Genomic DNA, 20,623 nt, shown 5'->3' with positions numbered 1-20,623 from the left:
AGGACCCGAGGAGGGGTCCTTTCACAGGGAGGATGACAGATGAACATTCAGGTCCAGACGATTGCGGCTTCGCCGTTCAAGCTGAAATACGGCAACTTCATCGGCGGTGAATTCCGCGAGCCGGTCAATGGTCGTTACTTCGAGAATACGACGCCGGTGACCGGGGGCAAGCTCTGCGACATCGCCCGGTCCGATGAGCACGACATCAATCTTGCGCTCGATGCGGCCCATGCCGCCAAGGACAAATGGGGCCGGACGTCGTCGACCGAACGCTCCAACATCCTGATGAAGATCGCCCAGCGGATGGAGGACAATCTCGAACTGCTCGCGCGGGCCGAGACCTGGGACAATGGCAAGCCGCTGCGCGAGACCATGGCTGCCGATATTCCGCTCGCCATCGACCACTTCCGCTATTTCGCCTCCTGCATTCGCGCCCAGGAAGGCACGATCGGCGAGGTCGACCACGACACGATCGCCTACCACTTCCATGAGCCGCTCGGTGTCGTCGGTCAGATCATTCCGTGGAACTTCCCGATCCTGATGGCGGCTTGGAAGATGGCACCGGCGCTGGCTGCCGGAAACTGCGTCGTGCTGAAGCCTGCCGAGCAGACACCGGCTTCTATCCTCGTCTGGATCGAACTGGTTGGTGACCTTCTGCCGCCTGGTGTGCTCAATATCGTCAACGGCTTTGGCCTCGAAGCCGGCAAGCCGCTGGCTACCAGCCCTCGGATCGCCAAGATCGCCTTTACCGGTGAGACCTCAACCGGTCGGCTGATCATGCAATACGCATCGCAGAACCTGATCCCAGTGACGCTCGAACTCGGCGGCAAGTCGCCGAACATCTTCTTCGAAGACGTCATGCGCGAGGACGATGACTATCTCGACAAGGCGCTTGAAGGCTTTGCGATGTTCGCGCTTAACCAGGGCGAGGTCTGCACATGCCCGAGCCGCGCTCTGGTGCATGAGAAGATCTATGACCGCTTCATGGAGAAGGCGCTGAAGCGCGTTGCGGCTATCCGCCAAGGTGACCCGCTCGACATGTCGACGATGATCGGTGCGCAGGCATCGTCCGAGCAGCTGGAAAAGATCCTGTCCTATATGGACATCGGTCGCCAGGAGGGCGCCGAAGTGCTGATCGGCGGCGAGCGCAACAATCTCGCAGGCGAACTGGCCGGTGGCTATTACGTCAAGCCGACCGTGTTCAAGGGCCATAACAAGATGCGCGTCTTCCAGGAGGAGATCTTCGGGCCTGTTGTCTCCGTCACCACCTTCAAGGACGAGGCGGAAGCGCTCGAAATCGCCAATGACACGCTTTATGGCCTCGGTGCCGGCGTGTGGAGCCGCGATGCGAATACCTGCTACAACTTCGGCCGCAACATCCAGGCCGGTCGTGTGTGGACCAATTGCTATCATGCCTATCCGGCCCATGCGGCCTTCGGCGGCTACAAGCAGTCGGGCATCGGTCGCGAGACACACAAGATGATGCTCGACCATTACCAGCAGACCAAGAACATGCTGGTGTCCTACAGCCCGAAGGCACTCGGTTTCTTCTGATCCGCCGATCTTCGTGTCTGGAGGGGCTGCAAACGCTCATGTCCTGCGCTTCCGGTGCTCACGTACGTCAAGTACGCTCCGCTCCGGTTCTCGACCATGATCGTTTTCGCCTCCTCCAGGCACGAACCTCGACAGGTTTAGTGACGAGTTCGTTGGAGGGATTATTGTGAACACCGATGCAGGTGAACCCCGCGTCATCGCGACCGAAGCCGCACTCGCGTTTCTCGCCGAGATCAAACAGGACCATCCAGACATTCTGTTCCACCAGTCCGGTGGATGCTGCGACGGGTCATCGCCTATGTGTTATCCGGCGAGCGACTACCGGGTCGGCGAAACGGATGTGAAGCTCGGCGAGATCGGCGGCGTGCCGTTCTACATCAGCGGCAGCCAGTATGCCGTCTGGGCGCATACCCAGCTGATCATCGACGTGGTGCCGGGGCGAGGGGGCATGTTCTCGCTCGACAATGGCCGTGAGCGGCGCTTTCTCACACGCTCGCGGCTGTTTTCCGGGGGCGATGCCTGCAGTCTTCCGACCTGAAGTCTCTGCAGACTAAAAACCCGCCGCTTGAGATCGGCGGGTCAGGTTGGATTGTGGATGCAGGCGATCAGGCGGCGCGGCGGGCGGAGCCCTCGCGCTGGCCGATGGTGAAGCGTGAGACCTGTTCGGTCAGGCCGTCCGCTTCCTGGGCGAGTGCGAAGGCGGCAGCCGTCGTTTCCTCGACCATGGCTGCGTTCTGCTGGGTCATCTGGTCGAGATCGTTGACTGAGGCGTTGATTTCGGAAAGTCGGGCGGACTGTTCCCTTGATGCGTCGACGATTGCGCCGATCTGATCGTTGATTGCGGCGATGTTGTCCTCGATGGTGTGCAGGCGTTCTCCCGTCTGCAGAACCAGGGCCACGCCATCGGAGACATTGCTTGTCGAGGCGTTGATCAGTCCGTTGATGTCGCGGGCTGCGGTAGAGGACCGCTGAGCGAGTTCACGCACCTCCTGGGCAACGACCGCGAAGCCCTTGCCGGCTTCGCCGGCACGGGCCGCCTCGACACCCGCGTTCAGCGCGAGAAGGTTGGTCTGGAAGGCAATCTGGTCGATGACATCGATGATCTGGCGGATCTTGGAGGAGGACTCCTCGATCCGCTGCATCGCGACAATGGCTTCGTTGACCACTTCAGAGGAGGCCTTTGCCCCCTTCAGGGCACCAGCCGAGACCTGTACGGCTGTTTCGCAGCGACGCAAGGCGTCGTTGACGCTGCCGGTCATCTCGCCCAGCGCGGCGGCTGCTTCCTCAAGCGATGCGGCCTGCCGTTCGGTGCGATGGGCAAGGTTGGCTGATGCGCCCTTGAGGTCGTTCGAACCACCACGAATGGTGTCAGCGCTGGCCATGATTGCGCGAATGGTCTCCTCAAGCTTGTCGAGGGAGCCATTGAAGTCGATGCGCAAATGGTCAAGCTCCGGCACAAACGGTGTGTGGATGCGCAGGTGCAGTTTGTCGTCCGACAGGTTCTTCAAGCCCGCGGCTAGAGCAGTCACGGCTTCCTGAAGTTCCTGGGCGCTACGCTGCTTTTCAGCCTCGCGCTCGCGCCGTTCGGCGTTCATCTCGAGATCGCGGCTCTCGGCCTCTTTCTCGATGCGCTCCTTTTCCAGTGCGCTGCGGCGGAAGCTGTCGAGGGCCCGCGCCATCAGGCCGATCTCGTCGCGTCGTCCGGTTCCGTCGATTTCGATCTCGGTGTCGCCGTTGTTCAGACGGTTCATCAGGCCTGCCAACTGGGTGAGGGGGCGCGTGAGGCTGGAGGAAACGGCGATACCGATGCCACCCATCACAACGAGAACGGCCACGGTTGCTACCAGGGCCCATTTGGCCAGCTCATTGGAAGATGCCAGGATGCCGCGTTCGTCCTGGCCAATCGCAAGAAGGTTCTTCTGGCCGAACAGGGTGACGGGCGTGAAGGAATAAAACAGGGTGCGATCACCGGAGGCTGCGAAGTCGGAACCCTTGGCTCCGCCGCGTGCTGCTGTCACGAGTGCTTGTGGCACGGCGGCATTGGCGCCGCCGGAAAGGGTTCCTGCCCGCAGGCTGCCGTCCTCGGCCAGCAGAACGCTGTCATCAATGCTCTGCCCCATGCCGTCGGGCGTGATCGATGCCGTCAAGCGACTTGTGCCCACACGCATCACGATGACCCCCTTGCGGACGACCTCTCCCCAGACCGAAATCGCCAGGGGCTGGGCGACCAGCGCCGAGCGCGCGTCGTCTTCAGCCTGCATGTCAGTGAAACCAATGGCGTGGACCTGGGAGACGTCGCCAGCTTGCGCCGCATCGAAGGCCGCCTTCAACGCGGCATTGGAGGGATCTGAGACGCTGGTCAGGAATGCGTCGCCCTTGGTGACCGAATATATGATCTGCCCAGCGTTATCGATGACGTAGATATCGCTGACATTGGTGTTCTGACGCGTGCTGGCAATGGCGCCGTGAATGGAGGCGTGGCGGACACCGTAAAGCAGCTTGAGGCCTGATCCGTCGATGGACGCGCGTTCCTCAGAGTTCTTGCCGGGATCCTGGAAGACCTCGCGGATCTTTGCTTCCTCGATCTTGATGACCGTCGCAACAGAGTCGGCGGCTTCACCGATCGCGGTGTTCTGTGCGAGTTCGCCAAGCGCCTGCTGAATGCGGGTTTCATAGGCGGTGAGCACCTTGGCCTGTGTTGCGGCAACGCTTTCGAGGCGCAGCTTGCTGGCATCGATCAGTCCGCTCTTGCCGACCTGGTAGCTCAACAGGCCGACAGCCATACAGGACACTAGCGTCGCTCCAACCACCAGCCCTGCGAATTTTGCCTTCACCGACGACAGCACGTTTGTACGCGCATTCGTTCCGTTCGAACCCGTCACACCCATTCCTCCAGAAAATATCCCGAATGGAGGCTAAGCTGATTTGCTTACCGGCAGATTAAGGTTACCGGGGCTGCAGCCGCTCGTCAGCGCAGGCCGATCGTCTCGCAAGCGGCATCGATGAAGGCCAGCTTGACGGCCTGCGTGGCGAGGTATTCCTGGAGAAAGTCACGGGAAATCCACATCGTCGAGCGACCGCGATTGCCTTCCCAGCCGACACTGCCGATGGCTTCCGCTTCGCGCAGCTTGCGCGTCAGATGGGTGCGGGAGAGCCGGAAGTTCTCTGCAAGTTCCGGCACCGAGCGCACCTGTGTTGGCACGCGTTCGATCGCCGGATCGACCGGGTCTACCCCGACCATAAGCCAATCCATGACGATGCCGCCATTATTCAGCCAGGTGAACAGCGACCAGGTCTGAGGCGGTGTGCGGATTTCCGGCGAGACCATGGCAAGGCGGGTGATCTCCGGATGCAGCCGGGCGAGGATCGTTTCGTCCGCCTCGAAGGCATCCAGCCTGTTGCCGCCGTCCAGCCGATCGAGGCTGATGAGATGGATGAAGACCCAGCGGCGGGTCGCTGCGATCGTGATCGGTGCCGGCACGAAGGGGCGGTTGCGGCGGTCTGGCGTCTGGCCGTGCTGGGCGATGCCGTAGACCAGCATTTCCTTGATGAAGGCGTCTGCGGTGTTGACCGAGGATATGCCCAGCGTCTTCACCTGCTCCAGATAGCGGGCCATCAGGATGACGGGCTCCGGATTGCCGCGGGCAACCTCCTGGAAATAGTGGCTCATCGCCAGATGACCCAGCAGCCAACGTTGTTGGGTGCCGAACACGGCGGCAAGCCGTGGGCTTTCCTCATTTACGCGCAGCAGAGCCCTGGACTGGTCCCGGACCGTTTCATGCAGATCTGTATTGGCCAGAAGTCGTTCAACCGAGAGTGACATCAACTCACGCGCAAAAGCCGGGGGCGGGTCCAAAAAGGGGTATTGCGCGCGAAGCTGTATGCAAAGCAAAGAGGCTCTGCAAGTGGCTGTGACACCGCTCACATTTCTTTGTCTCTCTTAATCTTAACTGTTAAGGATCGGTCTCAGTCGAACAGACTGGAGACCGACTCTTCCTGGCTCGTGCGGTTGATGGCTTCGCCTAGCAGCGTTGCCGTCGAGAGCACGCGGATATTGTGCGCCGACTGGACGGCCGTTGTCGGCTGGATCGAGTCGGTAATCACGAGTTCGCGCAGCTTGGAGGAGGCAACACGGGTCACTGCACCGCCAGAGAGCACGCCATGGGTGATATAGGCGGTGACACTGGTCGCACCGTTCTTCAGCAGTGCTTCGGCTGCGTTGCAGAGCGTGCCGCCGGAATCAACGATGTCGTCGATCAGGATGCAGTCCTTGCCGGTGACCTCACCGATGACGTTCATGACTTCGGATTCACCCGGACGATCACGGCGCTTGTCGACGATCGCCAGCAGACAGTCGAGGCGCTTGGCAAGCGAACGGGCACGCACCACGCCGCCAACGTCAGGCGATACGACCATGACATTGTTGGTGTCATACTTGTCCTTGATGTCGCGCGCCAGGAGCGGCACCGCATAAAGGTTATCCGTCGGAATGTCGAAGAAACCCTGGATCTGGCCTGCATGCAGGTCGAGCGTCAGAACGCGGTCGGCCCCGGCTTCGGTGATCAGGTTGGCGACCAGCTTTGCCGAGATCGGCGTGCGGGGACCGGGTTTGCGGTCCTGACGGGCATAGCCGAAATAGGGAAGGACCGCCGTGATGCGGCGTGCTGAAGATCGACGGAAGGCGTCGATCATGATCAGCAGTTCCATCAAGTGGTCGTTCGTCGGGAAGGACGTCGATTGAACGACGAACACGTCTTCGCCGCGCACGTTTTCCTGGATCTCTACGAAGATTTCCTGGTCTGCGAAACGGCGGACGCTGGCCTTGCCGAGTGGTACGTTGAGATAGGAGCAGATCGTTTCGGCCAATTGCCGGTTCGAATTACCTGCGAAAACCTTCATCTTGGCCCGCCTGTTACCATGCTGAGATGCGGGCTTTTTAGCGCCGTTCCCCCTGAATGCAAGAGGTTTGGACGGCTAGGCCCATATTTTCGGTTGATGCGCCAAATGGGGCGCATGTTTTGCGGTTTTACAGGGCGGAAGTCGCTCGGGTGTCAACCTGCACGACTGTTCCGCCATGATACATATTCGGCCATGCTCTTGGTTGCGATCTGCTGCATGACGGAGGCCGGGACCCCGGCCCAGGGGTCCTGCGCGCCCGAGGGCACCACCTCCTGGCCCTGGATGCGGTGCAGCCGTCCGCCGCTGCCATCCAGGATGTCCCAGACATAGGTGATCGTGACATTCCCGCTGTCGGAGAAGGCGGAGAAGTAGCCCTTGAGGATGTGTTCGCTCGAAGCGTCGCTGGCACTCTTGATGGTGAGGCCACGGGCACGCGCCTCGGCGCCGAGCTGGCGGGAGAGTGGCGTGACCGCCTGAACCGGTGCGCCGATGATTGGCAGAAAGCGGATGCTGCCCGTCGATTGTACGGCCGGGGGCAGGGCTGCCTGCTGGGACTGAACCGCCTGCGGAGCGGGCTGTGCGGGTTGTGTCGCCTGTAGGGTGGCGGCCTGCTGCTGTGGTGCGCTGGGGAAAGCCTGCTCAGGCGCGCCGTCAAGTGGTGCTGAGGCTGCTGGATTGCGGCCACCCTGTGCGAGGGCCGCGGCTTGAGCCTCCAGTGAATTCTGCGGGCCGCGGACCGGCTCTGTATAGACGCCGGTCTGACCGAGCGGTGCGGTTTCAACCGGCTGGGTTCCGCCAGCCGGGGCCGCAAGCTCCTGTGAATAGGTCGCCGGCAGGCTGCCATTGCCGACATCGGCCGGGGGCGTCAGCACATCCGTGCTGTTGCAGCCCGAGATCAGTGCCAGCAGGCCGATGATACCGGCCAGTTTCGTGGTCATCCTGCGAGAACGTCTCACCACGGCGGGTCCTTCCGCTTTGATCCTGTCACAACTAATGTGACTAGCATGATCAGCCTGTCAATTCCCTGAACAGACTGGCAAAACCGCGCCATGCTCCTCAAATGGTGCCAGATCGCGGCCGTCAGACGCTGATCAGGTCGAGCGGATGACGCGAGAGGGCGCGCGGGCCGGTCTCCGTCGTCAGGTAGGTCTGGCCGATGGTCATCGCCGCTTCCTTGTCACTGTCCATGATGATCATGTGCACGAAGACGGACATGTCGGCTGCGATCTCCAGCGGGTTACCCGCATGGAACATCTGGTGCTCCATCCAGGACGGCGCGAAACGCGCACCGACCGAATAGCCGCAGGCATTGAAGCGATGGCGGGTCAGGCCACGGTCGTCCATGACCTTGGCATGGGCGTCGAAGACCTCGCCAAAGGTGTGGCCGGGGCGCAGCACCTGCTCTATCGCCCGCATGCCCTCGATCGCCGCCGTGAAGAGTTCGCGGTGACGGGAGGTGACGTCGCCGATCAGGACGGTGCGCAGCATGGGGGCGTGATAATGGGAGGCGACGCCGGCCCATTCGAGCGTCACCTGGTCGTTGGCCGACAGCTTTCGGCGACCCGACTTGTAGCGGCAGAGAAGAGCGTCCGCGGCCGATCCGATGACAAAGGGATTGGCGGGATAGTCGCCGCCGCCAGCCAGCACTGCCGACTGCATCGCAGCGAGGATCTCCGCTTCGTCGGCATCGGGTCCGATCAGGGGCAGGGCAGCGTCGAAGGCGCGGTCGGCCAGTTCGGCAGCCTCGGTCACCTTGGCTATCTCGGCCGGTGACTTCACCAGGCGTAGATTGCTGACAAGGTAAGAGGCATCCACAGCTTCGCAAAAATTGGTGAGCTGGTTGTCGACGAGACGCGCGACGCGGCCGGTCATGCCGTGGGTATCGTATTCGACGCCGACGCGCATGCCGAGAAGATCGAGATCGCTCAGGAGGTTGCGCAAATCGACGGCCGGGTCGGCATTCATCCGGTCGACCCAGACGACGATGTTTTCGATCGTCGAGGTCTGCTTGGCCTGACGCAGGTCGGGGGTCCGGGTCAGCAGGGTCAGGCTGCCGTCGGCCTTGACGACGAGGGTCTGGAAAAAGCAATAGCCGAAGGTGTCGTAGCCGGTCAGCCAATACATGCTCTCCTGCGCAAAGAGCAGCAGGGCGTCGAGCTTTTCCTCGGCCATGCGGGCCATCAGGCGGGTACGACGGGCGGAAAATTCGCTTTCGGTAAAGTGCAGGGCCATCTTAGTCCTCCATGATCGCGATCGCGGATATCTGTCGCCCATAGTCGGGTTCGCCCGCATGGGTTGTTCGACGATAGGAGAAGAACGTTTCAGGGGCCGCATAGGTGCAATGGCCAGTGCTGTCGGCGATGACGCCCGCTTGCGTCAGGCGCATGATCGTGAGGCCGGGCAGGTCGAACATCGCATGGCCAGGTTTCGACGAGGGGGTGAAGAAGGCCTCGAATTCCGGATTGGCGGCGAGGAAGCGGTCGACGAATTCCGGACCGACCTCGTAATTTTTCTGCGAGATCGAGGGGCCGAGGGTCGCCCTTATGGCCTCGCGGCGAGCGCCAAGCGCGATCATGGCGTCAACGGTGTTTTCGAGCACGCCACCCAGTGCGCCCTTCCAGCCGGCATGGGCCGCACCGATGACCCGATTTTCAGGGTCGGCGAAGAGGATCGGGCCGCAATCGGCGGTCAATACGCCAAGCACCACGCCCGGGCTCGCCGTGACCTGTGCATCGGCCTGGGGCCGGCTGCCGTCATAATCGGCGCCGACCACCACGACGTCGGGCGAATGAATCTGATGGGCGGTGGCGAGCCGTTCGTGCGGCAGGCCAAACCAGGCGCTGACCCTGCGGCGGTTCTCGCGCACCTTGTCAGGCTCATCGTTCGAACCGATACCGACATTGAGGCCGCGATAGATGCCTTCCGAGACGCCGCCGTCGCGGGTGAAAAAGCCGTGGCGGATGCCGGCTGCAGTCGTGGCGTCGAGGCTCTCTGCTAGGATGGGGCGTGGCTGGTCGGCTGTGCTCATGATTTGTCTCCTGAGCCTTGGCAAATCACGCGTATGCAATGCGGATACTGCGAAACGATTGGATTCAATCGGCTTTCTTCAAGTTCGAGCCGTCTGGAACGGGCGCGATCGTGCAGATCGCATCCCCTCCTGTCAATGCTTGGACTTGAATGGCAACAAGTGGACGACGGGCATGGAGACCGCCATGACCTTGAAAAGCTCGCCCATGTAGCCATTGCCGGCGCCGGCGAGGCGATGCACTGCCTCGACGATTTCGGCTTGCATCTTCTCGTCCTTGTCGCGGCCGAGCGAAGCGGCGCGCTGCTCGATGCCGAGCCCGACGAGGAAGTCGCCCTGATGCATGCAGCCGTTGAGATGCACGCCTGCGGCAAGGGCGGTGCGGGCGAGATTTTCGAAGTCGACGTGGCTGGTAAGGTCGGCGAGCCCCGGATTGGCGAGCGGCGGATCATACTCGTGGGCACGCACCGCCTGAAGGGTGTCGCCGAAATTGGTGACCATGTGGCCATAATCGATGATCAGAGCGGTGCCGTGGCTTTGCTTCAGACGTTCGCAGATCGTCAGCATGACCGACTGGCGGGCGGGGGCCACTTCGAAGATTTCGCCGTCGGCAGGCGCATCGATGCCCTGTGGCAGCATTGCCGGGTCGAGCGTTGCGACGCCGAGCGTGAAGCACAGCTCGCCGTTGTCGTCGATGCCAACCATGCGCTCGCGAAAGCCGTCTGACGTCCTGACGAACTGGCGGATCGGGATCGCATCAAAGAGTTCGTTGGCCGCGAGCAGGGTAAATCCCTCAGGCACGCCGTCGAAGCTTTCGTGCCACGAGACTTTGTCACCGTGGCCGGAGAGCGTTTCCATCTGGGTGAGCTTCAGGAGGGCGCTGGTCTCGACGAGGTGGATTGTCGCCGTTTCGTAAAGCTCCGGTGCCGCACGGGATATCACCCTGAGCATGTCGGCCATCATGGTGCCGCGGCCAGGGCCGATCTCGACAAGGCGCACGTCACGCGGTTCACCATGGCGCTGCCAGGTGTTGATCATGAAGATGCCGAGCATCTCGCCGAACAGCTGGCTAATCTCGGGCGCCGTGACGAAATCGCCTGCACGGCCGAACGGATGGCGGGTGCGATAGTAGCCGTGTTCGGGGTCGGCGAGGCAGAGGGCGAAATAGTCCGTGATGCTGATCGGGCCATTGGCTGAGATCAGTGACTTGATCTTTTCGGCGAGCGGTGTGGCCATCTTGGCTCCTCAGCCTTGGGTCGCGGGGGTCTGACGCCCCGACCGCACGAAAATCCAGATCCCGATCAGGACCATCGGTAGCGACAGCACCATGCCCATGGTCATCCAGCCACCATAGAGATAGCCGAGCTGCACGTCGGGCTCGCGAAAGAATTCGACGAAGATGCGGGCCGAGGCATAGCCGGCCACGAAGATGCCGGTGATGCGACCGGGGGCGCGGAGGGCGCCGAATGCGCGGGCGAGGATCTGCAGCACGATGAGCAGGACGAGACCCTCGAGTGCTGCTTCATAAAGCTGGCTCGGATGGCGGGGGAAGGGGCCGCCAGTGGGGAAGGCCATTGCCCAGGGTACATCGGCCGGCCGGCCCCAGAGTTCGCCATTGATGAAGTTTGCGATGCGGCCGAACAGCAGCCCGAGGGGCACGACGCTGGCGACCAGGTCGAAGAGGCTCCAGAGGCGGATCTGATGTTTCCGGGCGAAATAGACCATGGCGAGCGTTGCGCCGATAAAGCCGCCATGGAAGGACATCCCGCCGTTCCAGACCTCGATCGCGCGCATCGGATTGGCCGCCACCGAGGCGAAGTCGTAGAAGAAGATGTAGCCGAGACGGCCGCCTGCAACGACGCCGATCGCGACCCACAGAATGAAGTCGTCGATCTGTTGCAGTGTGGCGGGCGCCTGGCCGTTCGGCCACAGATGCGGGCGCTTCAGAAGATCGCGGGCTATCAGCCAGCCGAGGAGGATGCCGGCAACATAGGCGAGGCCATACCAATGGACCGACAGCGGGCCGATCGAGAAAGCGACCGGGTCGATCGCGGGAAAGGATACGGCGGCGAAAAGGTCCAGGACTGACAACAATGGAGTACTTTCGTTAATGCTGCTGGAAAATGGCGTTGCGAACTGGCACGGTCAAGATGGAATCGCGGCGGCTGCGACACCGTCAACCACCTTTATCTGTCCTTCGCGTCTTGCGTGCCGGGCTGTCTGGTCCTACCTCATCTGCAGGTACCGATTTTCCAGTCCGCAGTCTGCTTCAGAGGAGTTTTCCATGTCGACCGGCCCCAACCGTATTCTCGATGATTTCGCCAAGTTGATGACGGACGCCGCGGGCGCAGCCCAAGGCGTTCGAAAAGAGGTGGAAACAGCCTTTCATGCTCAGGCGGAGCGCTGGCTGAACAGCATGGATCTGGTCAAGCGCGAAGAGTTCGACGTGGTTCGCGAGATGGCGCTGAAGGCGCGTGAAGAGAACGATGCGCTGCTGAAGCGCATCGAGGCTCTCGAGGCTCAGCTCTCCCCCCAGCCGAAGTAATCGCTGCTCCGTTTCGAAACAGCTTCGCGAGACGCCGCAAGGCTTAGCAAGACCCATTGCCTGTGGCTTTGGGTCTTTTTGTATTTTCAGCACCTTGACGGGTGTCGCTCAGGCCGGAACCCACGAAAAAATTGCAGCTTGTGGACAGCTGCGAAAAAGCCAATCGGCAGAGTCGCTTATGGGGTGATGCAAAGGCGATTCTGAAAGCGCCATCCACAGGTCACACAGTCAAATATGACGAGGGGGGCTGGTGCTGGCCCCTGACGATTATACACTGATTTTCAACGATGATTCTGAGCGGGGGCCGCGTAAGTTTCGGGCAGGGTGCGTGTTCTACCCTGGGGTCCTTCGGAATCGTTTTCAGTAGTTTCCGGTTCAGGTGTCCGAGTGACCCGGCGGTTCGCCGGGCGCCCGTATTCATTCCGGTCAAGAAGGTGATGCATGAGCCTCATGGAAATCGAAGTCGAACGCCAATCCAACCCGGTCGATATGATCGAGTTTGTCGCGGCGACCAATGACTGGTCGTTCGAGCGTTCGGGCGAAGACGAAATCGCAATGACCGTCGAGGGGCGCTGGGCCGACTACCATGTCTCCTTCTCCTGGATGGAGGAGTTCGAGGCGCTGCATCTGGCTTCTGCCTTCGATCTGAAGATCCCTGAAAACCGCCTGAACGAAGTCATCAAGCTTCTGTCTTACGTCAACGGGCAGGTGCTGATGGGCCACTTCGACCTGTGGCGGAACGAAGACGTCGTGATCTTCCGTCAGTCTCTGCTGCTCGCCGGTGGCGCAGAGCCGACCAATCGTCAGGTCGAGGTGCTTCTCTCCTCCGCTGTCGATGCATGTGAAGCCTACTATCAGGCCTTCCAATTCGTGGTTTGGTCCGGCATGGACGCCAAGAGCGCCATGGATGCCGTCCTGTTCGAGACGGTCGGAGAAGCCTGAGCATGACGAATGCCGCATTCGGACAGATCGTCCTCGTCGGTGCTGGCAATATGGGCGGCGCGATGCTGGCCGGCTGGCTGAAGAGCGGTGTTCCGGGCAATGCCGTCACGGTGCTCGACCCCAGTCCATCCGACAAGATGATGGCAGCGATCAGTGACGCCGGTGCCCGGCACTTGGTCACGCCGCCGGAAGGTCTGACGGCCGATATCCTCTTTCTTGCCCTGAAGCCGCAGGTCATGGACGCGGTCCTGCCGGGCCTCAAGTCTCTCGTCGGGCCGCAGACGACGGTGGTTTCCGTTGCCGCCGGCAAGACCATCGCCTCGATGGAAGGCCATCTCGGCAAGGCGGCCATGGTGCGCGCCATGCCAAATACGCCGGCAATGGTCGGCCGTGGCGTCACTGGCGCCTTTGCCAATGCTGCCGTCTCCGAAGAGCAGCGCGACGTCGTGCATCGTCTTCTTCAGGTGTCCGGCCCGGTCGAATGGGTCTCGAGCGAAGCCGACATCAATGCCGTGACCGCCCTTTCTGGTAGCGGACCGGCCTATGTCTTTTACCTCGTCGAATGCATGGCAGAGGCAGGCCGGAAAGCGGGCCTGCCGGCGGACCTCGCCATGCGCCTCGCACGAGAAACGGTCGCGGGGGCTGGTGAATTGTTGCACCAGTCCCCCGACCCTGCCTCGCAATTGCGCAAGAACGTCACATCGCCCGGTGGGACGACGGCGGCAGCCCTCTCTGTGCTGATGGCTGATGATGCGATGCAGCCGCTGTTCGATCAGGCGATCGAGGCGGCGCGCAAGCGGGCCGAGGAACTCGCCCAGTGAGCGGCTCCGAGATCACCTTTGCCGATTTCGAGAAGGTCGACATTCGCGTCGGCACGATTGTCGAGGTCGAAAACTTCCCGGAAGCGCGAAAGCCGGCCTTCAAGCTGAAGATCGATTTCGGTCCCGAGATCGGTATCAAGAAGTCTTCGGCGCAGATCACCGTGCATTACACGCCGGAGACGCTGATGGGACGCCAGGTGCTTGGGGTCGTCAACTTTCCGCCTCGCCAGATCGGACCGTTTCGCTCGGAGGTTCTGACGCTCGGAGTCGAGGACGAAAATGGCGCCATCGTGCTGGCGGCCGTCGAGCAGCCGGTGCCGAACGGCAAGAAGTTGATGTGACGAGGGGCCTAAGGGCCCCTTTTTCTTGGTCTGAACAATCTCAGACGGGAACCCGGATGATGGCGCGCAGACCGCCGAGCGGGCTGTCTTCGAGCGTGACATTTCCGCCGTGGCTGCGGGCGATGTCGCGGGCGATCGCAAGGCCGAGCCCCGTACCGGAGGCATCGAGATTGCGCGCTTCATCGAGGCGATAGAAGGGCTTGAAAACATCGTCGCGCGCTTCCTTCGGAATGCCAGGGCCGTCGTCGTCGAAGACAATCACCAGCCACTTGGCCGTATGCCGGGCGTCGATGTCGAGCCTGTGTGCGTAGCGTCGTGCATTGGAGGCGAGGTTGGTCACCAGACGCGTGAAGGCGTTGGGACGCACATGGACGAGAGCCTCGCCCTCCAGTGTCCAGGAGAAGGCGCGGTTGTGCAGGCTGAAGTCAGCGGCGACGCGCTCGAAGAGGTCGCGAAGATCGAGTGTACCGACGTCTTCCTCGACCTCTCCCTTGGCAAAGTCGAGATAGCCTTCGAGCATGCTCTGCATGTCGTCGATATCCTGGTTCAGGCTGTCGATTTCCGGCCCGTCGCCGGCGAGCGCCAGCTGCAGGCGAAAGCGCGTGAGGATGGTGCGCAGGTCATGGCTGACGCCGGCCAGCATGGCGGTACGCTGTTCCATCTGCCGCTCGATGCGCTCACGCATCAGGATGAAGGCAAGGCCGGCGCGGCGCACTTCGTCTGCTCCGCGCGGCGAGAAGTCTTCCGGCGGACGCTGTCCCTTGCCGAAGCTCTCGGCGGCGTTGGCCAAGGCCATGATCGGGCGGATCTGGCCGCGCAGGAAGAGAATGGAAATGGCGATCAGCACCAGCGCCGTCGAGACCATCCAGACGATAAAGATGTGGGTATTCGAGGCGTAGGCGGAATTGCGCGGCGCAAAGATGCGCAGGGTTTGGTCGTCAAGGACGACGCGGATCTCGACGAGGCGAGATGTCCCCACCGTGTCGATCCAGAAGGGACGGCGGATCTGCGCGGCGATTTCGTCCGAGAGGATCTGGTCGAGAATGGAGAAGAAGGGGCGCGGCCGGGGCGACGGCAATTCCGTGCCAGGCTCCAGGGAGACCATAAGGTTCAGGCGACTGGCCGCGACGTTGACGATCTTGTCAAAATCCTCGCGGTCCGGATAGAGCTCGATGAGCTCAATGACGGCCGCGATGTCGCGGGTAACCGCTGCGGACAATCGTTCCGTCACCAGCTGCCAGTGACGCTCCATGAAGACGAAGGCAACGACAGTCTGCAGGATCAGCATCGGCAGGATGATGATCAGCAGCGAGCGGGCATAGATGCCGGTCGGCAGCCGATGACGCAGCCAGCGGAGAGAGCCCTTCAGGCCGGTCGCCGGGCTGCGGTCGTGATCTCGCCGGATCTGATCGAACAGCGTCATATGCTACACTTCCTCGGCGCATCGCGCGCCGTTGCCGCGGCCTCAGTCCATGCTGAGGCGATAACCGATGCCGCGCACCGTCTGCAGCCAGACGGGGTTGGCGGGATCATCCTCGATCTTGCGCCGCAGGCGATTGATCTGGACGTCGATCGTGCGCTCGCCAACCTCCGCGTCGTTGCCGACCAGTTCGTGGCGCGGGATCGTATCGCCGGCCCGCGTCGCGAAGAGATACATGATGTCCTGTTCGCGGTCTGTCAGGCGGATGACCTCCGCACCTTTGCGCAGTTCCTTGCGCAGGACCGAGAAGGTGTAGGGACCGAACATGACCTGCTCGATCTTTGGTGCATCGGGGTTCATGTTGCGCTTGAGAATATTGTTGATCCTGAGCACCAGTTCCCGCGGATCGAAGGGTTTGGCGAGGTAGTCGTCAGCACCGGCTTCGAGGCCTGCAATGCGGCTGTCGGCCTCCGAGCGGGCGGTCAGCAGAATGACCGGCGCGCGCTTGTCGTCGGAGAGGCTCTGGGTGAGCGAAAGGCCGGATTCGCCCGGCATCATCACATCGAGGACGAGGAGGTCGAAACTCAGACCTTCAAGCTTGCGGCGCGCCTCGGCGGCATCGGCAGCGACGGAAACGCGGAAGCCTTTCTCCGTCAAGAACCGATGCAAGAGGTCGCGAATGCGCGTGTCGTCGTCGACCACCAGGAGATGTGGGGCGTCGTCGGTCAGCTCGATCTTCTTCGACACGTCAGTCTGCTCCATCCGTTTCGAGAGGCTGGGTCACGGTCTGTTTCTGCATGCCTTCGAGGAAGCGCCGCACGGTCGCGCGCTCATCCGATGTCATGCCCTCCATCGCATGCGCAATGCGACGGGATTGGGGATCGGAGAGCGCCAGCGACAGTTCGCGCCCGGCAAGCGTCGGATAAAGTCGGCGCTGGCGGCGGTCGGCGGGACCCGCCATCTGCCTGATATAGCCGCTGTCGATCAGTTCCTTCAAAACCCGGGCCAGGCTCTGCTTGGTAATCTGCAGGATGCCAAGGAGGTCGGCGACCGTCATTCCAGGACGGCGGCTGACGAAATGTACGACGCGATGGTGGGCGCGTCCGTAACCGAGCTTGGCAAGGATGGCATCCGGATCGGACACGAAATCACGATAGGCAAAAAACAGGCTTTCGATGGTTTCGAAGTCGATCGACTTGTCATCGACCACCGGCAGATCCGGCAGGATTTTCTTGGCAGTCTTCGTCGCAGACTGTCGGGCCACGCTCGTCATTCCTTTCCTCCGGCGCAGACGCGAGCGCCATCGCCGGTTATTACCCTCATCGCCCAGGGGCGATGCTTTCCCGAAGGCCGGGCCGCGTGGAGCGACTAACCGTTCTTCCTCGTCTCCCTGACGGGGATTGCCGGCAAAACTATGCGCAAGTGTAGCAAATTTCCAACAAATTTACGCTGATCGCACAGGTTAGGCGACGGTCGGGAAACCTATGGCCGCCACGCTCGTTACCACTGCACTGATCAATCACAAGTTCCGGACAAGCAGCTTCGGCCAGGCTTTGCCGAAGGAGAGAGGATTCGCGCCATGATGAACCGTGACCGTACCGCCCAGATTACTGCAAGCCCCAGCCTTCGTCCCGTTGCGATCTTCGTGTTCACCGCCAAGCTGATGGTGGCGAGCTTTCTCGTTGCCCAGGCTTCCCTGCTTCCGGCGTCACCTGTCTCTCAGGTCTACGGCCTGTCCCGTTAAGCCTAAACCCTTTGAGTTCATCGCGGTTTCTCTCGTCGATCTGACATGATAGAGCGCATGTCGATCACGATCAGAAGGATAGCGAGCCCATGGGACAGATACAGGCGGGCATCATCCCGGTTACCCCTTTCCAGCAGAATTGTACGATCCTGTTCGATGATGAAACGCGCGAGGGCGTGATCGTCGATCCGGGCGGGGACGTGGATGTCATCCTGCAGGTGATCGCGGAGAATGGACTGACCCTCAAGGCGATCTGGCTGACGCACGGGCATCTGGATCATGCGGGAGGTGCTGCCGAGCTCAAGGAAAAGACGGGGCTGACCATCATCGGACCGCACAAGGACGACCTGCCGCTTCTTCAGCGTATCGAGACGCAGGCGGCGAGCTACGGCATTTCGGGATTGCGCAGCGTGCTTCCCGACCGGTGGCTCGAAGACGGCGATACGGTCAGCTTCGGCGACCACACATTCGAGGTTTATCACTGCCCGGGTCACGCCCCAGGGCATGTCATCTACTTCAACCGCGACCAGAAGTTTGCCCATCTCGGCGACGTCTTGTTCAGCGGCTCGGTCGGGCGAACCGATCTGCCGGGTGGCGACCACCAGACCCTGATGAACTCGATCCGCGACAAGGTCCTGCCGCTCGGGGACGATGTCGGCTTCATCTGCGGCCACGGACCCGGGAGCCGCATCGGCGACGAGCGCCGATCCAATCCCTTCATCCAGGGGCTCTGAACGAGAAAAAGCGCCGGGTGACCGGCGCTTTTGTCATTCTGCGGTGCGGTTACGGCCCTTAGCGGGCCGTGCAGAAGTGGGTTCTGCCGTCATAACCGACGAAGGTGCCGGTCCGCGGGTTGAAGCTCCGATAGCGCTGCGAGCAGTAGTCATACCAGGCGCCGGTCCAGGGCTCGACGCCATAGGATTGAACCACCGGGCGCGGCTGCTGGTAAACTGGGCGCGGGCGATAGGTATGGCGCGGCGGCGGCGGATAATCATCGACGTAGTAGCCGGGCTCGTCATAGACCGAGACGGGGCGATCGATGTAGACGCGGCGCTGCGGCGGCGGGCTTGCGAGTGCGGAGCCGACGATCATTCCGGTTGCGAGACCGATGACGCCCAGTGCCAGGGCATCGTCGCTGCGGTGGCGATAATGGCGGTCGCCGGCTTCGGCCTGGCTTGCCGCGGCGATCGGCGTCAGGGTGACTGCAGCCGCGAGAAGTGCGTGTTGCGCGAATTTCATCATGACGTCGTTCCTCGACCTTGCGAAATTACCTGAGCCGGTGTGGCTGTTCGGGCCATCGGCGATGATCGTAATCTAGGAGGCTTTGCCTGAACGCAGGCTGAACGAAAAAACCCGGCATGAATGCCGGGCCGCAATTCGTAGAAAACCGGGTAAAATCAGCCGGAGATCTGCAGGTTTACGGCCTTAGGGCCCTTGCCACGGCGATCGGGTTCGGTGTCGAAGCTGACCTTCTGGTTTTCGGTCAGGCCCGACAGGCCCGATGCCTGAACGGCGGAGATATGGACGAAGATGTCCGCGCCGCCATTGTCGGGCTTGATGAAGCCAAAGCCCTTGTCGGTATTAAAAAACTTTACAGTGCCAGTCTCGGCCATGCGTCAGGTCCTTTTCTCTCTGCCCATATTCGGCGGGGCAGCATTGCAATGTACCCGCAAGCGGGTGAGCGACAGGCATTTGTCGAAATTAGAGGAAAGGGGCCCTGTTACCGCAGTCTAACTCCCGACGATGTTTCCATCCTGTCAAGTTAGCCTGCCCGGGGTTGTTATAGCGTCCCCGGCGCGCACTCATTTATAGGTCTTCCCATGCTCGCAAAATTGCCCGAACGCGCGAAGATTGCTTGGTTTGTCGGAAATTGGCAAGCGAAAGTTTTAACCCTGTCCGGGGCGAGACTCCTTTGTTTTCAGTGTGAATGGAGTGATTCGTTACCGTCGCAAGGCCTCGTCACGCCATTTCGAAGAAAATTTGCATCGCTTGCGATGGAGATTGAGACAAAACCCCTCTCGAACACGGAAATTTGCGGGTGAAAATTTTCCGTGTTCGACGGTCTCGCATCCTGCGGGGGCCAAGCTTGTCAGGCAAATTGGCCCCAAACATGGGGCAAATGCCCGGCGGATAACAGGTTCGCGGCGTTCCTCAACTCTGGCCAGCACGGGTAAGGCGTAGAAGCTGTCCATCCTCTTCGTCGGTCACCAGCAGGATGGAGCCGTCTGGCGCGACCTTCACGTCGCGAATGCGGCCGTAGTCGCCTTGCAGAATGCGTTCTTCTTTGCCGATCGAGCCGTCATCGTTGCGCTCGATGCGGGCAATCAGCTGATATTTCAATGCGGCGACCAGGAAGTCGCCTTCCCATTCCGGGAACATGGCGCCGCGGTAGATTGCTAGCGCTCCCGGCGCGATCGACGGGTCCCAGTAGTGAAGCGGCTGCTCGTAGCCATCGGCAGTCTGACCGATGCCGATTTCGGCGCCGGAATAGTGCTTGCCATAGGAGATGACCGGCCAGCCATAGTTGTTGCCTGCTTCGGGTGCATTGATCTCGTCACCGCCGCGCGCGCCATGTTCGACGGTATAAAGCCTGTTATCGGCGGGATCGATGACGATGCCTTGGGGATTTCGGTGACCGCTGGACCAGACTTCGGGAAGAAGTTGCCCGCTGGGGTTGGCGGAAGAAGGGGTGCCGTCGGCATTGATGCGGATGATCTTGCCGGCGTGATCGGCCTGATCCTGGGCGCGGTCCGGTTCTCCACGATCGCCGATGCCGAAAAACAGGCTGCCATCAGCGGCGACAGCGATCCGGGATCCAAAATGCTGGCCGGCGCCAGTCAGCTTGTTCATGAGAAAGATCCGACGGACCTCCTCGAGGCGTCGTTCGTTTGCGCTCAGGCGCGCGGAGAAGACAGCAGTGCCCTGTCCACCCGGACCGGGGGCGGCTGCCGTAAAGAAGAGACGGCGGCTTTCGGCGAAGTCGGGAGAGAGGGCGAGGTCGAGCAGTCCACCCTGGCCAACGGCTGCGATCCTCGGCAAGCCGCCCAGCGGACGACCGACTTCACCATCACGAATGATCCGCATGCGGCCGGGCCGCTCGGTGACGATAAAGGCCCCGTCCGGCATCACTTCAACAGACCAGGGGTTTTCGAGGCCCTCGGCGATGCTGGTGACCTCGATGGTGACGTCTCCGGCCCGGATCTCCCGGGGCTCTTCTGCCAATGCGGACGTCGCAACCGATATGGCAAGGACGGGCACGCACAGCCGTGCGATTCTGTCGAAGGGGTTCAGCATCATCATCTCCTCACAGCCATCGATTGCTCGTCGAGAAG

General features: G+C 61.5%; 22 protein-coding genes. 8 read left to right on the top strand and 14 right to left on the bottom strand.

Features of this window, described 5'->3' with window-relative positions; all coding sequences use genetic code 11:
• Positions 1-39 precede the first annotated feature (39 nt).
• Together adh and GH983_RS12265 are read left to right on the top strand one after the other, a co-directional pair.
• Complete coding sequence (gene adh, locus GH983_RS12270) at positions 40-1,554, top strand: aldehyde dehydrogenase (protein ID WP_069043704.1); 1,515 nt, start codon at positions 40-42, stop codon at positions 1,552-1,554.
• A gap of 166 nt (positions 1,555-1,720) precedes the next feature.
• Positions 1,721-2,092 carry a DUF779 domain-containing protein gene (locus GH983_RS12265; protein ID WP_153762514.1) on the top strand — a complete coding sequence of 124 codons (372 nt, stop codon included), beginning with the start codon at positions 1,721-1,723 and terminating at the stop codon, positions 2,090-2,092.
• 67 nt (positions 2,093-2,159) lie between these two features.
• Here GH983_RS12265 and GH983_RS12260 read toward each other — a convergent pair whose 3' ends face one another.
• The 8 genes from GH983_RS12260 to lgt all read right to left on the bottom strand — a co-directional run bounded on the left by GH983_RS12260 (position 2,160) and on the right by lgt (position 11,572).
• Positions 2,160-4,442: a methyl-accepting chemotaxis protein gene (locus GH983_RS12260; RefSeq protein ID WP_153762513.1), complete on the bottom strand. Its 2,283-nt coding sequence runs from the start codon at positions 4,440-4,442 to the stop codon at positions 2,160-2,162.
• Between the two features lie 80 nt (positions 4,443-4,522).
• Entirely contained in the window at positions 4,523-5,377 is an 855-nt protein-coding gene (locus GH983_RS12255) for a hypothetical protein (RefSeq protein ID WP_054151513.1), read from the bottom strand.
• A gap of 143 nt (positions 5,378-5,520) precedes the next feature.
• Positions 5,521-6,453: a ribose-phosphate pyrophosphokinase gene (locus tag GH983_RS12250; RefSeq protein WP_054151514.1), complete on the bottom strand. Its 933-nt coding sequence runs from the start codon at positions 6,451-6,453 to the stop codon at positions 5,521-5,523.
• A gap of 152 nt (positions 6,454-6,605) precedes the next feature.
• A complete protein-coding gene (locus GH983_RS12245) occupies positions 6,606-7,391 on the bottom strand; it encodes a hypothetical protein (protein ID WP_069043707.1) in 786 nt (261 codons plus the stop codon).
• 142 nt (positions 7,392-7,533) lie between these two features.
• Entirely contained in the window at positions 7,534-8,685 is a 1,152-nt protein-coding gene (locus tag GH983_RS12240) for a Xaa-Pro peptidase family protein (RefSeq protein ID WP_054151516.1), read from the bottom strand.
• 1 nt (position 8,686) lies between these two features.
• Entirely contained in the window at positions 8,687-9,481 is a 795-nt protein-coding gene (gene pgeF, locus GH983_RS12235; RefSeq protein WP_153762512.1) for a peptidoglycan editing factor PgeF, read from the bottom strand.
• Between the two features lie 132 nt (positions 9,482-9,613).
• Positions 9,614-10,714 (bottom strand): class I SAM-dependent methyltransferase, encoded by a 1,101-nt coding sequence (locus GH983_RS12230; RefSeq protein WP_054151518.1) that lies wholly within the window; start codon positions 10,712-10,714, stop codon positions 9,614-9,616.
• A 9-nt stretch (positions 10,715-10,723) separates the two neighbouring features.
• Positions 10,724-11,572 (bottom strand): prolipoprotein diacylglyceryl transferase, encoded by an 849-nt coding sequence (gene lgt / locus GH983_RS12225; RefSeq protein ID WP_054151519.1) that lies wholly within the window; start codon positions 11,570-11,572, stop codon positions 10,724-10,726.
• Positions 11,573-11,762: 190 nt separating this feature from the next.
• Between lgt and GH983_RS12220 the strand changes: the two genes are divergently transcribed.
• From GH983_RS12220 to GH983_RS12205, 4 genes are all read left to right on the top strand, one after another.
• Positions 11,763-12,023 carry an accessory factor UbiK family protein gene (locus tag GH983_RS12220; RefSeq protein ID WP_069043711.1) on the top strand — a complete coding sequence of 87 codons (261 nt, stop codon included), beginning with the start codon at positions 11,763-11,765 and terminating at the stop codon, positions 12,021-12,023.
• A gap of 441 nt (positions 12,024-12,464) precedes the next feature.
• Entirely contained in the window at positions 12,465-12,965 is a 501-nt protein-coding gene (locus GH983_RS12215) for a YbjN domain-containing protein (RefSeq protein ID WP_006725585.1), read from the top strand.
• 2 nt (positions 12,966-12,967) lie between these two features.
• Positions 12,968-13,786, top strand: a complete 819-nt coding sequence (gene proC, locus GH983_RS12210) for a pyrroline-5-carboxylate reductase (protein ID WP_153762511.1) — start codon at positions 12,968-12,970, stop codon at positions 13,784-13,786.
• Positions 13,783-14,127, top strand: a complete 345-nt coding sequence (locus tag GH983_RS12205; protein ID WP_054151523.1) for a tRNA-binding protein — start codon at positions 13,783-13,785, stop codon at positions 14,125-14,127. The genes proC and GH983_RS12205 overlap by 4 nt, the downstream gene beginning before the upstream one ends.
• Positions 14,128-14,167: 40 nt before the next feature.
• Here the strand turns inward: GH983_RS12205 and GH983_RS12200 are convergent, their stop codons facing one another.
• From GH983_RS12200 to GH983_RS12190, 3 genes are read right to left on the bottom strand one after another with little or no spacing between them, the layout of a single operon-like run.
• Positions 14,168-15,550, bottom strand: a complete 1,383-nt coding sequence (locus tag GH983_RS12200) for an ATP-binding protein (protein ID WP_153762510.1) — start codon at positions 15,548-15,550, stop codon at positions 14,168-14,170.
• Between the two features lie 42 nt (positions 15,551-15,592).
• Positions 15,593-16,309: a response regulator gene (locus tag GH983_RS12195; RefSeq protein WP_054151525.1), complete on the bottom strand. Its 717-nt coding sequence runs from the start codon at positions 16,307-16,309 to the stop codon at positions 15,593-15,595.
• Positions 16,296-16,820: a MarR family winged helix-turn-helix transcriptional regulator gene (locus tag GH983_RS12190; RefSeq protein WP_153762509.1), complete on the bottom strand. Its 525-nt coding sequence runs from the start codon at positions 16,818-16,820 to the stop codon at positions 16,296-16,298. The genes GH983_RS12195 and GH983_RS12190 overlap by 14 nt, the downstream gene beginning before the upstream one ends.
• A 306-nt stretch (positions 16,821-17,126) precedes the next feature.
• Here GH983_RS12190 and GH983_RS12185 point away from each other — a divergent pair, with 306 nt between their 5' ends.
• Both GH983_RS12185 and GH983_RS12180 read left to right on the top strand, forming a co-directional pair.
• Complete coding sequence (locus GH983_RS12185; protein WP_153762508.1) at positions 17,127-17,291, top strand: hypothetical protein; 165 nt, start codon at positions 17,127-17,129, stop codon at positions 17,289-17,291.
• Positions 17,292-17,380: 89 nt separating this feature from the next.
• Positions 17,381-18,025, top strand: coding sequence for an MBL fold metallo-hydrolase (locus GH983_RS12180; RefSeq protein WP_054151527.1), 645 nt, complete (start codon positions 17,381-17,383; stop codon positions 18,023-18,025).
• A 58-nt stretch (positions 18,026-18,083) separates the two neighbouring features.
• Here GH983_RS12180 and GH983_RS12175 read toward each other — a convergent pair whose 3' ends face one another.
• The 3 genes from GH983_RS12175 to GH983_RS12165 all read right to left on the bottom strand — a co-directional run bounded on the left by GH983_RS12175 (position 18,084) and on the right by GH983_RS12165 (position 20,591).
• The gene (locus GH983_RS12175) at positions 18,084-18,533 is read right to left on the bottom strand and encodes a BA14K family protein (RefSeq protein ID WP_069043714.1); all 450 of its coding nucleotides are present in this window, start codon (positions 18,531-18,533) and stop codon (positions 18,084-18,086) included.
• 155 nt (positions 18,534-18,688) lie between these two features.
• Entirely contained in the window at positions 18,689-18,904 is a 216-nt protein-coding gene (locus GH983_RS12170) for a cold-shock protein (protein WP_006725577.1), read from the bottom strand.
• 538 nt (positions 18,905-19,442) lie between these two features.
• Positions 19,443-20,591, bottom strand: a complete 1,149-nt coding sequence (locus GH983_RS12165) for a PQQ-dependent sugar dehydrogenase (protein ID WP_153762507.1) — start codon at positions 20,589-20,591, stop codon at positions 19,443-19,445.
• Positions 20,592-20,623: the final 32 nt, after the last annotated feature.

Origin of the sequence: Agrobacterium sp. MA01 (assembly GCF_009650195.1) — a bacterium.
Classification (GTDB): domain Bacteria; phylum Pseudomonadota; class Alphaproteobacteria; order Rhizobiales; family Rhizobiaceae; genus Allorhizobium.
This window is presented reverse-complemented; position numbering and strand designations above follow the sequence as displayed.